The organism is Sphingobacterium bambusae (assembly GCF_033955345.1).
GTDB lineage: Bacteria > Bacteroidota > Bacteroidia > Sphingobacteriales > Sphingobacteriaceae > Sphingobacterium > Sphingobacterium bambusae.
Genome location: NZ_CP138332.1, coordinates 2,859,355 through 2,881,383 on the forward strand (window position 1 = coordinate 2,859,355; position 22,029 = coordinate 2,881,383).

A 22,029-nucleotide genomic window follows, 5' to 3' on the forward strand; every position below is an offset into this window, starting at 1 on the left:
ATTATTCCTGGCTGTCCCAAATATCCGTCAAACGCGTCCATTTAAAGACATAGTTGTTGATGTTCCCGCTAGTCAGGCTTTCGCTGCTGTTTTCCTTGGCATGCAACAGCTGATCAAATTCATTGGAAACAATAAATATGTTCAGGTTTGTTCGATCTATTAAGCCAAGGTAGTGACGAAAGATCTTTTTTATTTCATCGGCCGTGCCCCCTTCTGCGGGTACGGCTATATTTTGGTCTACTTCGGCGATGTACAACTCTTCCGGTACATCGTCTATCGCAAATTTTATGGTCTGCGAACCACTTTTCAGCGTAATCGCCATAAAACTATGGATGCCTAGCGCCGTGCCATCCTCGTAAAATTTAGGTAGCCCAAATTGGGCGACCTGTGCATCCTTATTTTGCGCCAGTAGCTCATCATAGAGCTTCAATAATACCGACTGCTCCACGTTCTTTTCAACGGCGATAACGGCCTGCAGCGTCTTGTTTTTTGCGTCGCTGATATACTCCGTCGTGTGGAAATCCACACCCTGAAGACGAGCTGTGGGTGTTGCGCTGTTTTCTAGGCCGATATTGCTGTATTCCTGCTTTAGCGCTCCTTTGGTCAATGTAAACGTTCTATCAATGGCTTTCGTGCTCTGCTCGTCGCCCGTAAGTTCTTGCGCCATTTGGATCGGGTTGATTTTGGCCAGCGTGCGAGGATCAATTTCGGGCATTTTGAACGCCGCGAGTTTCAGCGCGGAAAGATCGATCGCTCCAAACGCTGCCGCATTTGCTGAGCTTTCTTTGTAGAGCTGCTCCAGTTCTTGCACGTAGCTCTCGCGATTCTGCGGCAGCATGTGCAAGCAAAAGCGGTTATCCTTTTCGCTCGTGCCCAAATAGCGAAACCAGATTTTCAAGCTTTCTGATGTTACTTCAACCTTCTCCACACTATCCAAAAGTGCCCCAGTTTGCTCGATGCGCGCATTGGTAAGCGATTTAAATGTAGAAATCTCTAGGCTACGCTGATAGGGATAATCAACGATCAAGCTGTCGCCTTTCAGCTGTATGTGCAGCTGCATGTCCATCAGCATCTCCATATAAGACTCGGTTATGCCCCTGAAGGCTTCTCCATCGGCTTTAACAATTTCAGCAGCTTTCCAATAGCTTTCTTGTTGCTGCGCAGCGCAGGCGTTGAACAACAGAATACAAACAAATAAGGGCAATAATCTCATGCTTTCGGTAGGTTGTTTATTTCGATTTATGTTGATATCCATCCTTCAAATATCATACCTAATAACATGTGCAAAGACTGTATAGCGATCTAGCGTTTAAAAATTATAATCTACCCCAAAGCTTACGTAGCGAGGGAACAGCCGGTATTCGGTCGTGTAGCGCGAGATGTCCGTGAGCATGGCATTTCTGAATGAGCGGGTGTTGAGTATGTTTTTAGCCGTTATGTCAAACCGGGTTTTGTATTTTTTGAGTTCGTAAAACACCGAAAAATCGGAGAAATAATACGTTTGCGCTTTTTGTTGGGGCAAGCTTCCAAAGCGATACGATTCGTTCTTAAGGCTGAACTGCAAATCGCTGCCCAAGTTTAAAAAGAGATGCAGAAAAGCTTGGCTGTTTGTCAAGGTATTTATCGTGCCATCGGTGCGGTAGCTATTGCTTTGAATGCGGTACGATGTATATATATTGAAGCTAGATTTCCAAGAGCTTCGGAAGGATAGTCCATAGTCGTATGTGTTGCTTCGGATTTGCCTGCTCCCCAGTCCGGTTACCAAAGTTTCGTAATCATCCCTGTTGAAGCCAACATCCAGACGCATATTTCCATGCAAGGATTTTAAATAATAATTCAGTTCTCCTTTATAATAAGTAGCGGTTTTATTTTTGAGCAAGCGCTGCTGCACAAGATTAAAATTGGGGTTGAGCTCGCTTTCCGTTCCAATGTAGTCAAACAAAATCTGGTGCCCGATGTGTACCCTGGCAAAAAAGCGATCGCTCATATTCCCATACGTATACAGGAGTGTCCCGCCCGAGCTGCTTAAGTTCACGAAGTTATCCATCCCTTTTACAAAATTACGTACACCGCTGCTGTAATAGTTGGGTATCAATTCGGGAAGTGTAGCATTTTGCTGTTGAAAAAAAAGGTCCGTTTCCAGTCGTCCCTTTCGGTGTATGGCCCATTTTGCCGATAGGCCTGGGGAGAGCTGCAGGTCGTTCTTGCGTTTTTGCTGCTCAAAATTGGCCAAACGGCTATGTACCATGCCGGCTTGCAGGCGCGGAGTGAGCTCCCAGCGGCGTTGTTTTACCGTGTATTTGCCAATAGCGGAAGTTTGAAATAAGCTTAAGGTCATATCATTGGCAAACGCTGGGGGCGATACAACCATTTGTTGCGCTGCTTCGGCGGTCGGCAGTAGCTGCAATTGGCTGTTCAGCTGCTGCTGTTGATAGGTTGAACGTAGCGCGAGCTCAAGAAAATTGCCTTCTTTTTGTCGGCTTACATAATGGGAGGTCGCCCCAACGTAGCGTAGGTTGTTGGCTATCTGCTGTTGTACCTCACTCACCGAGTCGGTACCAAAAAGATCTTGGTAATAATATTGGTTGATGCTGTAAGCAACGGGCGACTGTTGGCTAATGAAGCGTAAAGAGCTAATCAATGCTTCCCGCTCCGAGAGTTTGCGGCTGTACGTAAGGTTATGGTTCGTGAGGTGGCCCTTATTTTTGGTGGTTTCCAAGCTCGCTACGTTATTAAAAACAAGCTCGCCCAACTCGTTGCTGTTCAGCGATCCTAGCGTTCCGGTATAGTTCAGCATGGCGCTGGCGCTAGGCTCATACTGCAGTTCCAGTTTGGTGAAATAATTATCGATTTTGCGGGTAAATTCATAGTTTTCGGTGATGCTAAATTGAATGTCTTCCAGGTTATATTCCTGCACCGTATTGCGGTAGAATGTTTTTTTCGTAGTGTTGACAAAGCCCAGCCATTTGATTTTCAATGCCGATGTAGGGTTTAAAATGGTATTTAATGATACCAGCTTGTCATTATTGAAGTTCGTGCGCCGATAATCGAAGTAGGGCAGGTTGGGTGTGTTATCAATAAGGGTGGGCGTGCCTACATCCACGCCAATTTGCCCGGGCTCGTTTGCCGAGCCGGACTGAATGAGGTGGTTGATGCTGCTTACCGCATCGTGTCCATTGTTGTTGGCGCTAGCCAATAGGTAATATTTGCTGCGCTTGCTAAAATTCATCAGGTTGGCGCTGGCTTGGTAATATTTTAAATCGATCGCTGAGCCCTGCAGTCCCACCGTGCCCATCCACTGGTTTTTGCTGTCGTCTTTCAGCTGCAGGTTAAGGGCTACCTTGTCCGAGTTTTCGATGCCTTTTAGCTGCTTGTTGTTGGAATAACGTTGCAGTACTTGAATTTTTTCTAGCGGCTGCACGCTCATATTTTGTGTCAGCAGGCGGTAGCCTTTTTCGAAGAAGTCGTCGCCTTCTACCATCACCTTTTCCACTTCTTTGTTGCCAATCTTGATGCTTCCATCGGTGCCTACATTAATCCCTGGAATCTTGCGCAGCAGATCTTCTACATTGCGTTCATCGCCCTGTAAAAAAGAGTTTACGGACAGTTCGACAGTATCTCGGCCATTTCGGTAAGGCTGTTTGGCGTGTACGATTACCTCTTGTAATCGTTGGACACCACCGGGCTGCATTTGCACATCAATAAGGGTGTCGGCTTGTGTGGGTACAACTCTTAAGCTAATCGGCTCGAAACCAAGCGCCCTGAATTGCAGCATCAATTTTTCGGTCTGCGCGTGCTGTAAACGATAATTTCCCCGCTCGTCGCTAAAGGTGTAGGCCAGCATTTGCGAGTCGGCCTCAAGCCTTAAGTCTACGCGCACGCTAGGTAAAGCTTCACCGTTGAGGCTAACCCTGCCCCGTATGGCGACCTGTGCCTGTGTAAACAAGGACAATAGGCATAGCCCAAGACATCCTACCGTGAGCCTAATTTTTCTCCCACTCATATACCTGCTCTACACTACCGCGAATCTTTTTACGTTCGACGGTTACGCCTTCCACGAGGGGCATTTTGCTCATCATCATGCGCACGTGCTCTTCATTTGCGAGATCTGCTTTTTTTATGTAGTTCTCCAGACTGAGTTTGGGGAGCGAATTCATGTATTTCTCGTTAACGGGTATGCCGCCTGTAAAGGGGTATTCGATTTCTTTCAGCAGCCAGTAGTGCGGGTTGGCTCCTTCGTTGTATAGCATGACGATAAGACCCGGCAGGCCAGCAAATTTGTATGGCCCGGCAGGTACCGGAATATCTTCCGTATAATAGGCCACGATCGTAGTGCCGCGGTAAGCTGCGGTAGCTTTATGGCAGATATATTTGCCCAGCGTATCTACATCCGTGTAGTTGGTGTTCCAGTCCAGAGTAGGGAAATCGTCGCTAATCAAGTAGTTGCTACCTTTGATTGAGTTCGTTTCCAGCAGTTGCGTCGAATTGTTTTTTTGGATGACGATGTTTCGGTATACCTTGCCCATATCTATCATAACCGACATACTGCCGCTCATTTCTCCGTCCTCTTCCTCTTCATTGCCAGCATTGGCTTTAGACTGTGGTATCGAATCGCGGACGGAGGTTTTCACACCGTCCTGAAAATAAACCTCTTCGCGATAGGTCGCCATGGGCGATAGGATGTATTCGTACACAGCTTTTAGCTTTTGTCCATAGGAAGCCGTAGTGCCCAGTGATAGGAGAAAGAATAAAAAGTATTTGTTCATGATCGTTGGGTTTGAAAAAGCGAGGCTGGGCCTCGCTTAAGTTTTGCATTTGAGATTCGACTGAAATAGATTTCTAGGACTTATATCCCTAGGCTGCCATCTGCAAGCATGTGTCTGTACATGATAGCTGCGGATCCGAAGAATCCTGAGCAGGAGTTTTCTACATAAGTTGACGAGGTGAAAGAATCGATCACTTGCCCGTTAGTGTTGTACACTGTAAATGTGTAAACACATTTTTTTCTAAACATTGCGTTGTTTTCTTCTGTCGATTCGGCAACTTCAGCTTCGCTGTTGTTTTCGGTAGGTTTTTCAGTCGCTGTTTTTACATCAGCGCTTTCTTTTGGAGCGTTTGTGTCCGTGCCGGCAATAGCCGCTGTTGATAGCACCGTTACGGCCATCAAGCTCATAAATAATTTTTTCATTTTTATCATTATTTTGTTTTACCATCCATGCCTTTGGGGCATGTTTTAATTACATGGTAATAAAAATAGGATGAGGGAACGTAATTATTGAGTTCGCTTAATATTCGTAAAGAGCGGTTTATTATTCGCGTATATTTAACGGGTTTTTGATTTTATGAGTATGCTGAAACCGCTGCGCAATTGTAAAGGTTCCTATACTAGATATAGCGACGAGAACGAGATGTAAAAAAATCTGCACGGTTGCATAACAGCCACCTTAAGGCGTAGTTGGCCATGTTTCGCCGTCCGCGGTCTCCCCTAAGCCACCTCTAGCACACTAAAAAGAAGGGTTCCAATCGCCTAGAACAGCCGATATCGTATACTGCCGGAGATCCTTTTTGCGTAATTGTTTAGACCAAGATACGCGCTTGGAGACAGCGCTGCCGCCGAGACCTTTGCTGCCATATTCAGCATAAAAGGTCGTTTGTTCCTTATTTGGGAAGTTTTTGTCTCCGGGCCAAGGGTGCCAACCTTCTGGAACAATGTGTTTGCCCAGTTCGCAGTTGATGAATACCGTTTTCGCATAGGGGCGCCACGGGCGTCCTAGGTAAACCTTGGTTACTGCGCTATCTTTTGCAAGCAGCGTGCAGGAATCAAATACAAAGCCATGCTTGTCATGTGCGGTGGTCGAAGCCGCCGTGATGTAGGAGTTGCTTAAGCTCTCTATCTGGCAATTTAGAAAGTAGGCTGTTGCTGCGCCGAATATAAAATCTGTTGTTCCGGAAATCAAGCAGTTTTCTACAAAATTTCGTGTGCCCGCTTTGGCCAAGTAAAAGCTGTCTTGGTTGCCCAAGATGTTGCAGTTGCGTATGCTGATGCGGTCGCCTTCCGTATGCAGAGCCACCGCTTGGCCTACGCGGCCTGCGGTATTGATGATGGTCAGATCTTCCAGGCTACAGTCGTTGGCCGCCATCAGCAGCACGTATGACGTATAAGTGCTATAGTTCGCATTTCCCGTCACATCAATACCACGAAAGGGCTTGCCCGAATAGTCGTCGAAGCTGATGATCGTTTTTTCGCGACCTTCCCCTTTTAATCGGACGTTTCTTTTATAGGCCGGGATCACGATTTTCTCGTGGTAGGTACCCGCTTTGATATGTATGGTTACCAGCCTCTCTGCATGATCCCTTACTTGATTGATCGCCTCTTGGATCGTTTTGAAATCCGCATCGCCCGCTTGCGATACCACGAGCTCCAGTCGGTTGTCCGTCGTTTGTGCGCCCGCTCTTAGCAGCAGAAAACAAAGGATGGCGCATAGCAAAGTCTTGTTGAGGTACATCGGTCTTTATTTTAAAGGTTCTATCCTAAACCAATCGATGTCGGCATAGCCACTATCGTTGATGGTCTGTTTTCTAGCAGCATACAGGCCCAAGGTGGCGCCGATCCATTTTCCGGGTTTTGCGATGAAAGCCTCGCCCACGGGTGTAAAAGCTTTGCCATCCAAGCTGTAAGACCAGTGGCAGATACCCCCTTTTTTTACGATCACGCGCAGGTACACATCGCTTTTATCGGCTACTTTGGTAACTTCCTGCGCGGTCTCCTTGCCGTTGGTAAGCCCATTTTTGCAAGTCCCGTAATACAGCACCTGCTCCCCTTTACGCTGTATCAGGTAGAGGTGGCTGTAGTCCTCGCCAATCACGGCAAAACCGGCAACTTCGCTTTCCAGCTTCGGGTTACCAATCAGGCGCAGCTTGCTGGTCGCCATAAATTCCTCGGCCGGAAATTTCTGCGTCAGTATATTGGGAATATCCAACAGGTTTTGCGCTTCCGGGGGCGGCAGTTGGGTGTATAGGCGGAGGTGTCCATGGTTGCTGGGCATCAGCCAAGTGCCGTCAGGGTTGGCCTGCCACTGCCACTGTTTCCCCAAGGTTGTGCTGTTAAACTCGTCTGATTCGGCGGGCGTTTCTATGGGGTATGTGTTCCCGACATTCGGCTTTTTGTAGGTCAGCACCGGCTCCCCTATTCCTGTATTTTTTTTGTCCGCGCCAATCACCGGCCAGTCGTTTGTCCATTTCATGGGCTGTAGGTGCACGATGCGTCCATAAGCGTCTTTATCCTGAAAGTGCAAGAACCAGTCTTCGCCCGTTTGGGTGTCTACCCAAGCCCCTTGATGTGGTCCGTTAATGGGCGTATTTCCCTGGTTCATCACCACTTTTCGTTCATAAGGGCCGTAAATGTTCTTGGAGCGTAGCACCAGCTGCCATCCGGTGGCTACGCCTCCCGCTGGTGCAAAGAGGTAGTAATATCCATTTCGTTTATGCACTTTGGGTCCTTCGATCGTCGGGTCAAGCTCGTGCCCATCATACACGATGCTGCCGCGATCCAACACCTGCGTGCCCTCCGCATTCAGGCGGGCGATGGCCAGTACGCTTTTCAGTCCAGCCCTGCTGCCGGCATAGGCATAGGCCAAGTAGGCTTTTCCGTCCTCATCCCAAAACGGGCAAGGGTCTATGAGCCCTTTTCCTGCAAATACCAATACGGGGTCGCTCCAGCTGCCGGCAGGATCCTTAGTTTTGGTCATGTAAATACCGTAATCAGGGTCGGGGAAGTAGATGTAAAACTCGCCTTTATGAAAACGGATGGCTGGTGCCCATACCCCATTGCCATGCTGAACGCGGCTAAACACATCCAAGGGACGTTGGTAAGGGAGCACATGCGTAAGGATACGCCAATTCACCAAATCCTTGGAATGCAGCAGCGGAAGCCCCGGGGCATGGTTAAAGCTAGAGGCTATCATGTAAAAATCGTCACCCACGCGAATCGCATCGGGATCGGAGTAGTCGGCATGCAAGATGGGGTTTTTATATTGCCCATTGCCTAGGTCGGCTACCCACACCGAAGAGATATTTTTCTCCTGCGAAATGGCGTAATGGCTTGACGTCAAGAATGAGCAAAGCGATAAGAGCACAAGTTTATTCATCACAGCGATTTTGGATTTATATTGGTACTCACAAGAATACATAATTTCAGGGCGGTAACAAACAAAGAAGTGTGCAATCGTTACCGGCAACGATTGCGTTTAATTTTATGGATTAGTCCAAAAAAATGTAGAAATTCAGCGGCATAAACAACATTGTAAATCTAGGAAGCTCATGAACAGGTATTTTATTTATGGAGTTGGCAGCCTTATGCTGCTGCTGCTATGTAGTTTTGCTTGGCAGAAGAAGAAACTTACCGTCTGGATGATGGGCGATTCCACGATGGCCATCAAGGCCGAAAACAAATACCCAGAGACCGGTTGGGGCGTACCGTTTGCGACGCTGTTCAACGAACACGTCCAGGTAAACAATACCGCAAAAAATGGACGAAGCACCAAGTCCTTCATTCGCGAGGGACTTTGGGATGGCGTACAACAAGGCCTGCAAAAGGGCGATTACCTATTGATACAGTTTGGGCATAACGATGAAAAAGTGGACAAGCCCAATGTAGGCGTAACCGTCGACGAGTACAAAGCAAACCTCGCTCTTTTTGTGCAGGCAGCACGCGCCAAAGAGGCCATCCCCATTTTGTTGACCCCTATTGCGCGGCGATCCTTTGTGCAGGGCAAACCAGCCAACACGCACAAAGCATACGCCGAAGGCATGATGGAGCTGGCCGATAGCTTGGACGTAGCGCTGATCGACCTGACGCAGCTAACTGGAGCCATGTTGGCGGAAAAAGGCGAGGCCGAATCAATGGCCTATTTTCTGCATCTGCCCGAGGGCTCGACGAACTATCCACAAGGCGTTAAGGACAATACCCACCTCAATGTGGAAGGAGCCGACGCCGTTGCCCGGCTGGTTGCGGAGGCCCTAAGCAAGCAGCATATACCCTTAGCCAAGGAATTAAAAAAATAAAAAATATAAAAATACGACATGAAGAAACTTGTTTGTGTAGAGCCCGGAACCTTTGCCTATGTAGATGAAGCAATCCCCGAACCGGGCCCCGGGCAATCCTTGCTACGCGTGCGTAAGATAGGAATCTGTGGAACGGATATTCATGCTTTTGCCGGTCGTCAGCCCTTTTTCTCCTATCCCCGCGTGTTGGGGCACGAAGTGGCGGCGGACTATGTGAAGGGAGATGCCGAAGGATTTTCCGAAGGCGACAAAGTAACGCTCATTCCCTATTTTACCGAAGGTAAAGATATCGCCTCGCGTATGGGCAAGCCCAATTGCAGCACCGATATGCGGGTGCTAGGCGTGCATATCGATGGCGCTATGGCCGAATATGTAGTGGTGCCTTCGGCGTCGCTCCGTAAAGAGGAAGGCTTGGATTATGATGACTTGGTCTTGGTAGAGCCCTTGGCTATTGGCGCGCATGGCATACAGCGTGGAGGCGTCATTCCTGGAGAATATGTACTGGTGATCGGTGTTGGCCCGATAGGCTTGGGGATTATAGCCCTTGCCGCCATCGCCGGAGCCAACGTGATTGCGCTGGATGTGGATAATGCACGCCTGCAGTACGCCCGCGATCTAGGTGCCACGCATACACTATCTGGTCGAGATACGGATGTGTTTGCGCAGCTGCAGACCATCACCGCCGGCGATATGCCGACCCTAATCTTTGATGCTACGGGCAATACGGGAGCTATTAATAATGCTTTCCAGTATATGGCTCATGGTGCTCGTTATGTGTTGGTGGGGCTACAGAAAGAAGAGATCCACTTTAGCCACCCTGAGTTCCACAAGCGGGAAGGTACACTCATGAGCAGCCGTAACGCCGTGGCTAGCGATTTTCAATACGTCATGGAGCGCCTGCGCGACAAATCTTTGAAATCGGATCAGTTTATTACCAGAAGAGTGAATTTTAGCGAGGCTGCGGCGCTATTTGAAGATAGCAACACTCCGCTTAGTAAAGGCATTAAAACAGTGATTGAGTTTGATTGATTATAGCACCACTAAAGCGCTTTAGTGAAGGGCTATCGTCCTGCCCTATTCCAAAAAACAATGCTGGGCTATGTCGTTCCGAGATATCCTGCAAAACGCAAACGTTACCGATAACGTTTGCGTTTTTAATTTAGGGGCCAATGCAAAGTAAAACCAAAATTATTGAGTAAATTTCCGGGCAGCCAGTTGCTAGGAAGTAGCTTGTGTGATAGAAAACTTAAGCCTTATACGCGTTCCATTTTTGTGTGTCAACCAAAATTTGTGGGTAGCACCTGTGTATGCAGGCGAGGATGCTTTGTCACAAAGTCGTGTCAAAGGGCGGCGTCGGCTTCTGCTAGCAAAGGTGCAAAAGAGCTTGTTATCAGTGGTTTTGGGCGCTTGGTGTGCCTCGTCGGTCATCGCGCAGGATAGGGAATTCCGGTAACGATTGCATAGTTTTTTCTTTACAATCACAGGCAAAGCATGTAGACTTGTTAAAACAATCGCTACCAATTTTAAGCACAGCTAAAAAAATGATAAGAAAAAAAATAAAAGGGGATAGTTTTAGACCGGCGGCCGTTTTGCTGCTTGGCCTCCTGAGCCTTTCTTCTTTATGGGCACAAGAGCCCGCGCGTCCTATCGTTCAGCAAGCCAGCTTTCCAAAAGACACCTTATTTATTGCCGATTTTGGAGGCAAAGGCGATGGACAATTTCTCAATACCGAAGCCATCAATAGCGCTATTGCCGCGGCAAGCGCAAAGGGAGGTGCTGTGGTATCGCTCCCTGCAGGCCTATGGCTAAGCGGCCCTATCGAAATGAAAAGCAACGTCAACCTGCACATCTCGCGGGAGGCCATTTTGTTGTTTTCCGATGATTTCAATCAGTACAAGCTGGTGGAATCCAATTGGGAGGGCGAACCGGCTTGGCGTAACCAAAACCCCATTTCAGGAAAAAATCTAGAAAATATAGCCATCACCGGTACGGGTATCATCGATGGTAATGGCGGCGCTTGGCGTATGGTAAAGCGCAGCAAGATGACCGAATCGCAATGGAAGAAGTTGATTTCTTCGGGTGGTGTGGTCGATAGTAAATCGAATATCTGGTATCCTTCCGAAGGATCGCTACGTGGTGCGCAGCAAAAGAAGGCCGGCGTTATGCGCCCGGGCACAACAGCGGCAGATTTTCAAGATGTGAAAGATTTTCTGCGCCCCAACCTGTTGGTGTTTACCCAGTGCAAGCGGGTGCTGTTGGAGGGCGTCACCATACAAAATTCGCCCGCCTGGAACCTGCATCCCTTGATGTGCGAAGATCTCACGGTGCGCAAGCTGCTGGTGCGCAACCCTTGGTATGCCCAAAATGGCGATGGCTTGGATATCGAGTCCTGCAAGAATGTGTTGGTGGAAGACTGCACCTTTGATGTGGGCGATGACGGTATTTGCATCAAATCGGGAAGAGATAAGGCTGGTCGCGATCGCGGCATGCCCACGGAGAATGTAATCATCCGCAATAACATCGTTTACCATGCCCATGGCGGTTTTGTGATAGGCAGCGAGATGAGCGGTGGTGCCCGCAACATATGGGTAGAAAACTGTTCGTTTATCGGTACCGATATCGGCCTGCGCTTCAAGACCACCCGTGGTCGTGGCGGCTTGGTGGAGAATATCTTTATCAACAACATCAATATGGTGGATATTCCCGGCGAGGCCATCCTCTTCGATATGTACTATGCAGCGGTAGATCCCGTTCCTTTGGTTGGCGAGCAGAAGCAGGCCGTCACTGTGGTGAAGCGCCCTGTTACCGAGGAAACGCCCCGCTTTCAAAACTTTGTGATCCGCAATGTGCATGTCCATGGAGCCGATAAAGGAATCTTCCTGCGAGGCTTGCCCGAGATGCCTATCAAGAATGTGCTTATAGAGCATGCGCAGATCTCGGCCAAGAAAGGGATAGAGATTATGGAAGCCTCGGATATTGTATTGAAAGATATCACCTTGGCCAGTCAGGAATCCAGTCCGCTTGTGCATATTGACAACAGCGAAAATGTGCTGGTAGAAGGCTTAAAGCCCGTAAACCCCACCGATCTATTGATCGAGTTGACAGGCGAAAGCAGCAAAGGCATCGTGCTGCGCGCAACAGATGTACAGCAAGTGAAACAGCAAAGCCGTCTTTCAGGCAACGCGAAAAAGAATGCACTAACTATTAAACCCTAAAAAAGATACTTCAACAAAATGAAAAAGCATATCATCCTTATACTTTGTTTGTTCTTGTCTATGCCGGTGCTGAAGGCCCAAAAGGCGGTTTCCGAGCAGATGGCACTGACGGCCATCGACAAGTTATTTAAAGATGCACGGTTCACCAATCCCGAGAAGGGACCTACTTGGACCTACGACATGGGCGTGGTGCTAGAAGGTGTGGCCGAAGTGTGGCGCAACACCGGCGATGGCGCCTATTTTGATTACATCCAAAAATCGATGGATCAGTTTATATCCAAAGATGGGGATATCCGCAATTATAAAGCCACAGAATACAATATCGATCATGTAAAGAACGGTCGTTCTCTATTATTCCTGTATAAGGTAACCGGAAATCCCAAATACCTAAAAGCCAGCGAGAAGCTGTACACCCAATTGAAGTCGCATCCCCGCACTAAGGAAGGGGGCTTTTGGCATAAGCAGATTTATCCTTACCAAATGTGGCTGGATGGATTGTATATGGCACAACCCTTCTATACCGAATATGCGGCCTTGATGAACATACCGAGCATTTATGATGATGTGGTCAACCAGTTTACCTATATGGAAAACCATGCGCGCGATAGCAAGACCGGCCTCTTGTACCATGGTTGGGATGAATCACGCCAAGAGCGCTGGGCAGATCCCAATACGGGGCTTTCCAAGCATTTCTGGGGTCGCGGAATGGGCTGGTTTGCCATGGCTCTTGTTGATGTGCTCGACAATTTTCCGCAAGACCACCCTCGGCGCGGCGAGTTGCTCGCCATCTTGACGCGCACCTTAACCGCTGCAGCCAAGTTTCAAGATCCTAAAACAGGCGTATGGTTTGATGTGATCGACCTCGGTACACGCGAAGGCAACTATGTGGAGGCTTCGGCTTCCAGCATGTTTGTTTATGCGATGGCCAAAGCCGTTCGTAAAGGATATGTTAAAGCCTCTTTCCAAAAAAATGTGGACAAGGGCTATGCAGGCCTGCTGAAGGAGTTTGTGACGCCGGCCGGGCCAGACCGCGTAGATCTTAACCGCGTCGTGGAGGTATCGGGCTTGGGCGGCAAAAAATATCGCGATGGTAGCTTTGAATATTACATGAGCGAGCCTATCCGCAGCAACGACCCCAAAGGTGTGGGCGCCTTTATCTTGGCTTCCTCCGAAGTGGAATTTGCCAAGAAGCCCCAGCCGAAGAAGAAGGTACTCGTTACCCTCGATAATTTCTACAACAAAGAATTTAAGAAAGGCCCTAGCGGGCAGATGGAGCCTTACCACTACCTATGGAATGGCGATGATAACAATGGCTTCTCCCTCTTGGGGCGTATTTTTGAGCAGCACGGTGCTGCCTTGCATACCCTGCCGGATGCTCCGACAAGCCAAAACTTAGCGAAGAGCAAGATCTACGTGATCGTGGATCCCGATACGGAGAAGGAAACCGAGAAGCCGAACTTTATGACCGAGGCCCAAGCCAAGGAGATTGCCAAGTGGGTGCATAAAGGGGGCGTGTTGGTGCTCTTCTTAAACGATGCCGGCAACTGCGAGATCAGCAAGTTCAATATCCTGCCGCAGCAGTTTGGCATTACCTTCAATGAAGATAGCCGCAACCGCGTGCAGGGCGATCAGTTCGAGATGGGCGCTATACAGATACCGGCCGGAACGGGCATTTTCGATCGCACGAAAAAGATATATATCAAAGAGATATCCACCATGCAGGTGAAAGATCCTGCCAAAGCAACCGTGCAGGATAAGGGCGATAATATTATCGTGACAGCCAAGTATGGCAAAGGCACGGTATTCGCTATCGGCGACCCTTGGCTATACAATGAATATACGGATGGACGTAAGCTGCCAGCCGAGTTTCAAAACTTTGATGCAGCCAACGAATTGGTGAGCTGGTTGATAAAACAGACAAAATAATTAAGGAAATAGGAATCGTATAATGTTGCTTTCAAGAGAAAATTTAGAGAAAATCACATCGGCGGATGTGCAGTTGCCTGCGGCAGACTCCTTTGCGCTGCCCGAGCGTGTGCTGCAATTTGGTACAGGGGTGCTGTTGCGCGGTCTGCCAGATTATTACGTCGATCAGGCTAATAAGCAAGGCCTGTTCAACGGACGCATTTTAGTGGTGAAGTCGACCAGCTCGTCTGGTGCCGATGCCTTCGAGCAGCAAGATGGGCTATATACCCTCTGCATCAAAGGAAAGAAAGATGGGCAGGAAGTGGTGCAGTATACGCTAAACAATGCCATCTCGCGCGTGCTATCTGCTTCTACAGACTGGAGTAGCATTTTAGAGGCTGCTAAAAATCCGGACCTGCAGGCTGTGTTTTCCAATACCACCGAGGTGGGCATTGTAATGAGCAATGATCAATTGACCGATGCGCCACCGGCCTCCTTTCCCGGAAAATTGTTGGCCTTCCTGTATGAGCGCTATGGCTATTTCAAGGGCGATCCCGAAAAGGGATTGGTGATTTTGCCTACCGAATTGATCTCGGACAATGCGCAAAAGCTGAAGAAAATCTTATTGAGCTTGGCCGCACAGAACAACCTCGAAACGGCCTTTGTCGTTTGGCTAGAAGAGGCCAACGACTTTTGCAATACCTTGGTAGATCGTATCGTGCCGGGGCGCTTGCCCGCGGCGGAGCAGGCGGCCACGGAAGCGCTCTTGGGTTATCAGGACGAGCTGATGATTATGGCCGAGCCTTTCAGCCTATGGGCCATCGAGACCGATTCGGCGCGCGTGCGCGAGAAACTTTCCTTCGCACCGGTAGATGCCGGTATTGTATTGGTGCCTTCTATCGACAAGTTTAAAGAAATCAAGCTTCGCTTACTCAACGGAACGCATACTTTAAGTTGTGCGGCTGCGTTGTGGAGTGGTTTTAGCACCGTCAAGGAAGCGATGAACAATAGCACCTTCAAGCAGTTTGTCCGCGGGCTTATGCAGCAGGAAATTGGCAAGGCTATTCTAGATCCCTATATCGAGCAGCAGGATGTAGACGCCTTCTCCAGCAGTGTGATCGATCGCTTTAGCAATCCCTTTTTGGATCACCGCTGGGAAAATATAGCCCTCAACTTTACCTCCAAGATGAATATGCGCAATATCGCGCTGTTGGATAAATGGTACAGCAAAAACCTGGTGCCACCCCAGCATTTTGCGCTCGGCTTTGCGGCCTACCTCAAGTTTATGGATACGCAGCAAGCAGATGGTAAATATGTGCAGCAGCTACCGGCTGGCAGCGTCACCTTGCAAGACGAGTTTGCGCCGCAACTGCAGGAATACTGGAAAGAACCCAACAGTCTCGTGCAGCATGCACTCAGCGATGAAAGCCTTTGGGGCAAAGATTTAACCAAATACCCAGAATTTGCATCCACCGTACAACATTATTTGGACGAGATCAACGCATCGGGCGTATTGAAAACAATGGAAAAGCTAAATACAGCATGGCCAGTAGAATATTAAGGATACACCCCAAGGACAATGTGCTGGTGGCCTTGCAGGATCTCGCCCAGGGCGAAGTGATCGAATTTGAAGGAATAGATTATCAATTGGTCGATGCTATCCCGGCCAAGCATAAGTTTTTTATGCAGGATATGCAGCCCGCCGATGAGATCTACATGTACGGCGTGCTGGTGGGCAAAGCACAATATGCCATTCCGCGTGGCGGATTGATGAACACCGATAATACCAAACATGCGGCCGACCCCTATACGTTTCGGCCATACAACTACCATTGGGAGGCTCCAGATGTTTCCCGCTTTGCAGGGCGCACCTTCAATGGCTACCTGCGTAGCGATGGGCGTGTAGGTACCGCCAACTACTGGTTGTTCATTCCGACGGTATTCTGTGAAAACAGGAACCTTGACGTCATCAAAGAAGCCTTGTACAATGAGCTGGGCTATTCGGTAACGGGCAAATACCGTGCTTTCACGCACGAGCTGTTGGCCGCTTACGAAGAAGGCCAAGATATCGAGCAGCTTTCTCCGGATGCGCTGAGCGTGATCACGCATAAGCAAAATCGGGTATTCAAAAATGTCGATGGCATCAAGTTTTTAAATCACCAAGGGGGCTGCGGTGGCATTCGGCAGGATGCCGCGGTGCTGGGCAAGCTGTTGGCAGCCTATGCCGATCATCCCAATGTGGCTGGTGTGACCGTATTGAGCTTGGGCTGCCAAAACCTGCAGCTCACGGACCTGCTGGCCGATATCAAGGCGCGCAATCCACAATTTGATAAGCCCATGTTTGTCTTTGAGCAGCAGCAGTCCAAAAGTGAAGAGCAGCTGATCAAGGAAGCGATACAAAAAACCTTTACGGGCTTGGTGGAAATCAATAAGTTTACTCGCCAGCCGGCACCATTGAGCAAGCTTACCTTAGGCGTGAAGTGTGGGGGTAGTGATGGCTTCAGTGGCATCTCGGCCAATCCGGCGGTGGGCTACACCTCCGACCTGTTGGTGGCCTTGGGCGGCAAGGTGCTGTTGGCCGAGTTTCCGGAGCTCTGCGGTGCCGAGCAAAATCTGATCGATCGCACCATCGAACCCCAGGCGGCGCATAAATTTATGGCGCTGATGGGTGCTTACAGCCAAGCGGCCGAAAATGTAGGCTCCGGCTTCCACATGAACCCCTCGCCCGGCAATATCCGCGACGGTTTGATCACCGATGCCATAAAAAGTACCGGTGCGGCCAAGAAGGGCGGCAACTCGCCCGTGGTGGATGTGCTCGACTATACCGAAGAGGCCACCAAGCCGGGGCTTAATCTGGTGTGTACACCCGGCAATGATGTCGAGGCGACGACCGGCAAAACAGCTTCGGGCGCTACCTTGATCTTGTTTACCACAGGCTTGGGTACGCCGACCGGCAACCCGATCTGTCCGGTTATCAAAGTGGCCACCAACAATGCCCTAGCCACACGCATGGCCGATATCATCGATATCAATACAGGCGCCATTATCGATGGCGAGAAAACCATTGAACAAATGGGCGAGGATATCCTCGAATATTGTATCAAAGCGGCCAGCGGAGAGGTGATCCCCAAAGCTGTACAGTTAAATCAAGACGACTTTATCCCTTGGAAAAGGGGTGTAAGTCTATAAAACAAAGAGACATGAAAGCATTTTTAGACGACAATTTTTTATTGCAGAGCAAGACGGCGCAGGATCTTTACCATCAGTTTGCGAAGAACCAGCCCATCATTGACTACCATAATCATTTGATACCCGAGCAGATTGCCAATAACAGCCGTTTTGAAAACATCAGCCAGGTATGGCTGAACGGTGACCACTACAAGTGGCGGGCAATGCGCACCAACGGCGTATCCGAAAAATATATCACCGGCGATGCCTCCGATAAGGACAAGTTTTTGAAATGGGCCGAGACGGTGCCTTATACGTTGCGCAATCCACTGTATCATTGGACACACCTCGAGCTGCAGCGCTATTTCGGCATCACCGATCTTTTATCGCCCAAAACGGCGGAGAAGATTTACGAGGAGACGGCGGCAAAGCTGGCCGAACCGGGCTATGATGTGCGTGGCCTGTTGAAGCGCATGAACGTGGAGGTGGTATGCACCACCGATGATCCTATTGATGCGCTGAACTTCCACCAGCAGTTTGCCCAAGAGCAGGATAGCTTCAAGATGCTGCCTGCCTTCCGTCCGGATAAAGCGATGAACAGCGACGACCCCTCGGCGCTGAACGCTTATATTGGGCAGGTGGAGGAGGTAACCAACCGGTCGATCAGCAGCTACCAAGATTACCTCGATGCCTTGAAGGCTCGCCATGATTTCTTTGCCCAAAATGGATGCTCGGTATCTGACCACGGGTTAGAGCAGATTTATGCCGAGGATTATACCGACCAAGAGATTGCTACTATTTTTCAGAAGATCAGAACTGGGCAGGATTTGACCTATGTAGAAAACCTGAAATTCAAGTCTGCAATGCTGGTGCAGTTTGCCGAGTGGGATCACGAAAAAGGATGGGTGCAGCAGTACCACTTGGGCGCCCTGCGCAATAACAATGCGCGCATGTTGCGCGCCAACGGCCCCGATACGGGATGGGATTCCATTGGCGATTTCAGCCAGGCAAGGGCGCTTTCGAAGTTCCTTAACCGACTGGATAACCAGGATCAGTTGGCCAAGACCATCCTCTATAACCTCAACCCGGCGGATAATGAGCTGATGGCAACCATGATCGGTAACTTCAATGACGGCTCGGTGAAAGGTAAGGTGCAGTTTGGCTCGGCTTGGTGGTTCTTAGACCAGAAAGACGGCATGACCAAGCAAATCAATGCGCTGTCCAACATGGGCTTGTTGAGCCGATTGGTGGGTATGTTGACCGACTCGCGCAGCTTTCTTTCCTTCCCTCGGCACGAGTACTTCCGCCGTTTGATCTGTGATATCTTCGGTGAGGATATCGAGAAGGGTGAACTGCCCAATGATCTGGAATGGATTGGCAAGATCGTGAGCGATATCAGCTACCACAATGCCAAGGAATATTTCAATTTTAAATAGGGGATGGCACAAGGGAAAATACTCAGCTTCGGTGAAATATTGCTGCGCATCTGCCCAGATCTAACGACAGATTGGGTAGCTGCTGGGCAATTGCCCTTTTACGTGGGCGGTGCCGAGCTGAATGTAGCCACAGCCTTGTCCTTGTGGGGCCTTCCCTCGGCCTATATGTCGGCTATGCCGAGCAATGCCATTAGCGAAGGTATAGCGCAGCACCTGTTGGGCAAGGGACTGGACCTATCGGCCATGTGCTGGCAGGGCGAGCGCATCGGCATCTACTACCTGCCGCAGGGCAAGGATGTGAAGCATGCTGCTGTGGTCTATGATCGGGCAGGCTCCGCATTTGCCAGCCTGAAGCGGAGCGATGTAGATTGGGATGCGCTGCTCGAGGGCGTCAGTTGGTTTCACTTTTCGGCCATTTGCCCAGCCATCAATGCCACGATCGCCGAGATCTGTTTGGATGCCGTGCAGGCTTGCCAACGCAAAGGAATCACGGTGTCGCTAGACTTAAACTACCGCGCCAAGCTTTGGAAATATGGCCAAGAGCCCATCGAGGTCATGCCGCAACTGGCGGCGTATTGCGATGTGATCATGGGCAATATCTGGGCGGCACAGCAGATGCTGGGCACGAGTTTGGACGATCAGTTTAAGGTAAGCCAATCGCAGTACCCCAAGGAGGCGCTATTGGCGCAGGCCGAGCGCAGCAGTGCCGAGCTTAGGGCGCGCTATCCGCGTTGCCGCTATGTGGCCAACACGTTTCGATTTGACCACCTCGAAAAAGGCATAAAATATTATACCAGCCTGTATGGACAGGACGGACTTTTGGTTTCAAATGAGTATCTTTCCGAAAGCATTGTAGATAAGGTCGGTAGCGGTGATTGCTTTATGGCAGGACTGATCTACGGCCTTTATCACGAACAGGACGCCAGTTATACGCTCGAATTTGCTACCGCCGCCGCTTATGATAAGCTGTTTATCCCGAGCGACGCAACCGTAAGTTCAGTGTCGGACATAGAAAAAAGAATTAAACATGAGTAAGAAACAAGCGGTTTTAGACGCTATTTTAACGCAGGGGATGCTTCCTCTGTTCTTCCATGCAGATGCGCAGGAGAGTGTGACCATCGTGCACACCCTATATGCTGCAGGCATCCGTGTTTTCGAATTTACCAACCGAGGTGCCGAGGCCGGTGCCGTATTCCAAGCGCTGGTTGAGGCGCGTGATGCCGATATGCCGGGGCTCTACTTGGGCATTGGCACCATCAAGAATACCGAGGAAGCCGAGCAGTTTTTGGCCTTGGGGGCCGATTTTATTGTGGCGCCCATTGTAACGCCTGCCGTGGGCGAGCTGGTGCACAACGCGGGGCTCCTGTGGGTGCCGGGCTGTATGACGCCTACGGAAATCGCCTTTGCGCAAAGCCATGGTGCTTCCCTAATTAAGCTTTTTCCGGCCAATATCTTGGGGCCTGGCTTTCTGTCGGCCATCCGCGAGCTCTTTAAGGGGCAGCTGTTTATCCCGACTGGGGGCGTCGATCTAGAGATTGGCAACCTTACGGACTGGTTCAAGGCCGGTGTATGTGCCGTCGGTATGGGCAGCAAGCTGATCGATCCGAAGCGTGTGGAGGGACTCGCCGAAAGAACAGCGCAAGCCTTGGCCTTGGTCAAGCAGGCTCAACAACATTAATCCGTTGCGCTGCGCGCTTTGCGGGCGCAGCGCAACTATAAACCTATACTTCGTAAACCACAATTTTTGATATTTTTATTTTAACGTTTTAATTTCCAAGCTACCAATGACGAATGATAAAAAGGGAAACTACAGATGGACCATATGCGCCCTTCTGTTTTTCGCAACCACGATAAACTACATGGACCGACAGGTGCTTTCACTCACTTGGAAGGATTTCATCAGCCCCGAATTTCACTGGACCAATAGCGACTATGGCCTTATCACGGCGCTGTTTTCTATTTTCTACGCCGTAAGTATGCTCTTCGCGGGGCCTTTCGTCGATTGGATGGATACCAAAAAAGGCTTTCTTTGGGCCATCGGTATATGGTCTATAGGTGCTATTCTGCACGCTTTCTGTGGCATCGCTACCTCAGGTATTGTGGCTGGCGAATGGTTTGTGGGCTTCGAAGGTGCCAAGCATGCCATAGGGCAGGTCAATGATGTTGCCCGTGTTATCAGTGTCAGTGTCGTCCTTTTTATCTTTGCGCGCTTTGTGCTGGCCGTGGGTGAAGCCGGAAATTTCCCTGCTGCCATTAAGGCTACGGCCGAGTACTTTCCCAAGAAAGACCGGGCATTGGCCACCAGTATCTTCAATGCTGGTGCTACCATCGGTGCCTTAGCGGCTCCCTTGACCATTCCGGTTATCGCGGCCTACTGGGGATGGGAAATGTCCTTTATTATCATTGGTGCCTTGGGCTTTGTATGGATGGGCTTTTGGGTATTTCTATACAAGAAGCCCCACCGCAACCCCAAGGTCAACGCTGCCGAACTAGCTTACATCATGCAGGATGGCGACCACGAAGAGGAAACGACGCCCGAAGTGGCGGTGCCTGTGGTCAAGAAAAAAATGTCTTTGGGAGCCTGCTTTAAGTACAAGCAAACATGGGCCTTTGCCTTCGGTAAATTTATGACCGATGGGGTGTGGTGGTTCTTCCTATTCTGGATGCCGGCCTATCTTTCGGCAGTGTATGATATCAAATCGTCGGACACACAGGGGCAGTTGGCCATCTTTGTGCTCTATTTGATTACGTTACTATCGATTATCGGGGGCTGGTTGCCCAGCTACTTTGTGGATAAAAAAGGTCTTAACCCCTACGATGGCCGTATGAAGTCCATGCTTATCTTCGCCTTTGTGCCGTTGGCGGTATTGTTTGCGCAGCCTTTGGGGCATATCTCTTATTGGATTCCCGTGCTGTTGATCGGCTTGGCTGGTGCAGCGCACCAATCGTGGTCGGCCAATATTTTCTCTACCGTGGGCGACATGTTTCCGCGGCGCGCCATTGCTACCGTTACCGGTATTGGCGGTTTGGCCGGCGGTGTGGGCTCCACCTTTATCAACTTCTTTTCGGGCAAGCTGTTTGACCATGCCAAGGAAACACAGATGGCCTTTATGGGCTTTCAAGGTGAAGAGGCTGGTTATTTTATCGTGTTTTCCTTCTGTGCCGTGGCTTACCTGATCGCCTGGACGGTGATGAAGACTTTGGTGCCGCGCATGCAGGTGATCACCGACTAAAAGATCGAC

The 22,029-nt window shown here is 49.7% G+C and carries 16 protein-coding genes; 10 read left to right on the forward strand and 6 right to left on the reverse strand.

The features are described from left to right. Nucleotide 1 precedes the first annotated feature (1 nt). From SCB77_RS11960 to SCB77_RS11985, 6 genes are all read right to left on the reverse strand, one after another. Nucleotides 2-1,213, reverse strand: a complete 1,212-nt coding sequence (locus SCB77_RS11960; protein WP_320182240.1) for a hypothetical protein — start codon at nt 1,211-1,213, stop codon at nt 2-4. A gap of 96 nt (nt 1,214-1,309) precedes the next feature. After that, complete coding sequence (locus tag SCB77_RS11965) at nt 1,310-4,003, reverse strand: TonB-dependent receptor (RefSeq protein WP_320182241.1); 2,694 nt, start codon at nt 4,001-4,003, stop codon at nt 1,310-1,312. Then, complete coding sequence (locus tag SCB77_RS11970) at nt 3,984-4,766, reverse strand: GLPGLI family protein (RefSeq protein WP_320182242.1); 783 nt, start codon at nt 4,764-4,766, stop codon at nt 3,984-3,986. Before SCB77_RS11970 ends, SCB77_RS11965 begins: the two co-directional genes overlap by 20 nt. An 80-nt stretch (nt 4,767-4,846) precedes the next feature. Continuing rightward, nucleotides 4,847-5,188 (reverse strand): hypothetical protein, encoded by a 342-nt coding sequence (locus tag SCB77_RS11975; RefSeq protein ID WP_320182243.1) that lies wholly within the window; start codon nt 5,186-5,188, stop codon nt 4,847-4,849. 316 nt (nt 5,189-5,504) lie between these two features. Further along, entirely contained in the window at nt 5,505-6,506 is a 1,002-nt protein-coding gene (locus SCB77_RS11980; RefSeq protein WP_320182244.1) for a pectinesterase family protein, read from the reverse strand. Nucleotides 6,507-6,512: 6 nt separating this feature from the next. Beyond that, a complete protein-coding gene (locus SCB77_RS11985) occupies nt 6,513-8,147 on the reverse strand; it encodes a glycoside hydrolase family 43 protein (protein WP_320186620.1) in 1,635 nt (544 codons plus the stop codon). A gap of 172 nt (nt 8,148-8,319) precedes the next feature. On the opposite strand from SCB77_RS11985, the gene SCB77_RS11990 reads away from it, so the two are divergent. The 10 genes from SCB77_RS11990 to SCB77_RS12035 all read left to right on the forward strand — a co-directional run bounded on the left by SCB77_RS11990 (nt 8,320) and on the right by SCB77_RS12035 (nt 22,020). Continuing rightward, nucleotides 8,320-9,063 (forward strand): rhamnogalacturonan acetylesterase, encoded by a 744-nt coding sequence (locus SCB77_RS11990; protein WP_320182245.1) that lies wholly within the window; start codon nt 8,320-8,322, stop codon nt 9,061-9,063. Nucleotides 9,064-9,081: 18 nt separating this feature from the next. Next, nucleotides 9,082-10,092, forward strand: coding sequence for a zinc-binding alcohol dehydrogenase family protein (locus tag SCB77_RS11995; RefSeq protein ID WP_320182246.1), 1,011 nt, complete (start codon nt 9,082-9,084; stop codon nt 10,090-10,092). Nucleotides 10,093-10,604: 512 nt separating this feature from the next. Beyond that, nucleotides 10,605-12,278, forward strand: coding sequence for a glycoside hydrolase family 28 protein (locus SCB77_RS12000; RefSeq protein WP_320182247.1), 1,674 nt, complete (start codon nt 10,605-10,607; stop codon nt 12,276-12,278). An 18-nt stretch (nt 12,279-12,296) separates the two neighbouring features. Beyond that, nucleotides 12,297-14,204: a glycoside hydrolase family 88 protein gene (locus SCB77_RS12005; protein ID WP_320182248.1), complete on the forward strand. Its 1,908-nt coding sequence runs from the start codon at nt 12,297-12,299 to the stop codon at nt 14,202-14,204. A gap of 22 nt (nt 14,205-14,226) precedes the next feature. Beyond that, nucleotides 14,227-15,744 carry a tagaturonate reductase gene (locus SCB77_RS12010; protein WP_320182249.1) on the forward strand — a complete coding sequence of 506 codons (1,518 nt, stop codon included), beginning with the start codon at nt 14,227-14,229 and terminating at the stop codon, nt 15,742-15,744. Next, nucleotides 15,726-17,372, forward strand: coding sequence for a UxaA family hydrolase (locus SCB77_RS12015; RefSeq protein ID WP_320182250.1), 1,647 nt, complete (start codon nt 15,726-15,728; stop codon nt 17,370-17,372). The genes SCB77_RS12010 and SCB77_RS12015 overlap by 19 nt, the downstream gene beginning before the upstream one ends. A gap of 11 nt (nt 17,373-17,383) precedes the next feature. Next, nucleotides 17,384-18,787, forward strand: a complete 1,404-nt coding sequence (uxaC, locus tag SCB77_RS12020; RefSeq protein ID WP_320182251.1) for a glucuronate isomerase — start codon at nt 17,384-17,386, stop codon at nt 18,785-18,787. A 3-nt stretch (nt 18,788-18,790) separates the two neighbouring features. Then, on the forward strand, nt 18,791-19,822 hold the full coding sequence (locus SCB77_RS12025) for a sugar kinase (RefSeq protein WP_320182252.1): 1,032 nt from the start codon (nt 18,791-18,793) through the stop codon (nt 19,820-19,822). Continuing rightward, a complete protein-coding gene (locus SCB77_RS12030) occupies nt 19,815-20,465 on the forward strand; it encodes a bifunctional 4-hydroxy-2-oxoglutarate aldolase/2-dehydro-3-deoxy-phosphogluconate aldolase (protein WP_320182253.1) in 651 nt (216 codons plus the stop codon). The genes SCB77_RS12025 and SCB77_RS12030 overlap by 8 nt, the downstream gene beginning before the upstream one ends. A gap of 106 nt (nt 20,466-20,571) precedes the next feature. Next, on the forward strand, nt 20,572-22,020 hold the full coding sequence (locus tag SCB77_RS12035; protein WP_320182254.1) for an MFS transporter: 1,449 nt from the start codon (nt 20,572-20,574) through the stop codon (nt 22,018-22,020). The last annotated feature ends 9 nt before the right edge of the window (nt 22,021-22,029 follow it).

What these genes read in the sequence shown, in the direction of transcription:
- SCB77_RS11995 (WP_320182246.1), top strand. Translation starts at nt 9,082, where the DNA reads ATGAAGAAACTTGTTTGTGTAGAGCCCGGAACCTTTGCCTATGTAGAT.
- SCB77_RS12035 (WP_320182254.1), top strand. Translation starts at nt 20,572, where the DNA reads ATGACGAATGATAAAAAGGGAAACTACAGATGGACCATATGCGCCCTT.
- SCB77_RS11980 (WP_320182244.1), bottom strand. Translation starts at nt 6,506, where the DNA reads ATGTACCTCAACAAGACTTTGCTATGCGCCATCCTTTGTTTTCTGCTG.
- SCB77_RS12005 (WP_320182248.1), top strand. Translation starts at nt 12,297, where the DNA reads ATGAAAAAGCATATCATCCTTATACTTTGTTTGTTCTTGTCTATGCCG.
- SCB77_RS12000 (WP_320182247.1), top strand. Translation starts at nt 10,605, where the DNA reads ATGATAAGAAAAAAAATAAAAGGGGATAGTTTTAGACCGGCGGCCGTT.
- SCB77_RS11960 (WP_320182240.1), bottom strand. Translation starts at nt 1,213, where the DNA reads ATGAGATTATTGCCCTTATTTGTTTGTATTCTGTTGTTCAACGCCTGC.
- uxaC (WP_320182251.1), top strand. Translation starts at nt 17,384, where the DNA reads ATGAAAGCATTTTTAGACGACAATTTTTTATTGCAGAGCAAGACGGCG.
- SCB77_RS12025 (WP_320182252.1), top strand. Translation starts at nt 18,791, where the DNA reads ATGGCACAAGGGAAAATACTCAGCTTCGGTGAAATATTGCTGCGCATC.
- SCB77_RS12010 (WP_320182249.1), top strand. Translation starts at nt 14,227, where the DNA reads ATGTTGCTTTCAAGAGAAAATTTAGAGAAAATCACATCGGCGGATGTG.
- SCB77_RS11965 (WP_320182241.1), bottom strand. Translation starts at nt 4,003, where the DNA reads ATGAGTGGGAGAAAAATTAGGCTCACGGTAGGATGTCTTGGGCTATGC.
- SCB77_RS12015 (WP_320182250.1), top strand. Translation starts at nt 15,726, where the DNA reads ATGGCCAGTAGAATATTAAGGATACACCCCAAGGACAATGTGCTGGTG.
- SCB77_RS12030 (WP_320182253.1), top strand. Translation starts at nt 19,815, where the DNA reads ATGAGTAAGAAACAAGCGGTTTTAGACGCTATTTTAACGCAGGGGATG.
- SCB77_RS11985 (WP_320186620.1), bottom strand. Translation starts at nt 8,147, where the DNA reads ATGAATAAACTTGTGCTCTTATCGCTTTGCTCATTCTTGACGTCAAGC.
- SCB77_RS11990 (WP_320182245.1), top strand. Translation starts at nt 8,320, where the DNA reads ATGAACAGGTATTTTATTTATGGAGTTGGCAGCCTTATGCTGCTGCTG.
- SCB77_RS11970 (WP_320182242.1), bottom strand. Translation starts at nt 4,766, where the DNA reads ATGAACAAATACTTTTTATTCTTTCTCCTATCACTGGGCACTACGGCT.
- SCB77_RS11975 (WP_320182243.1), bottom strand. Translation starts at nt 5,188, where the DNA reads ATGAAAAAATTATTTATGAGCTTGATGGCCGTAACGGTGCTATCAACA.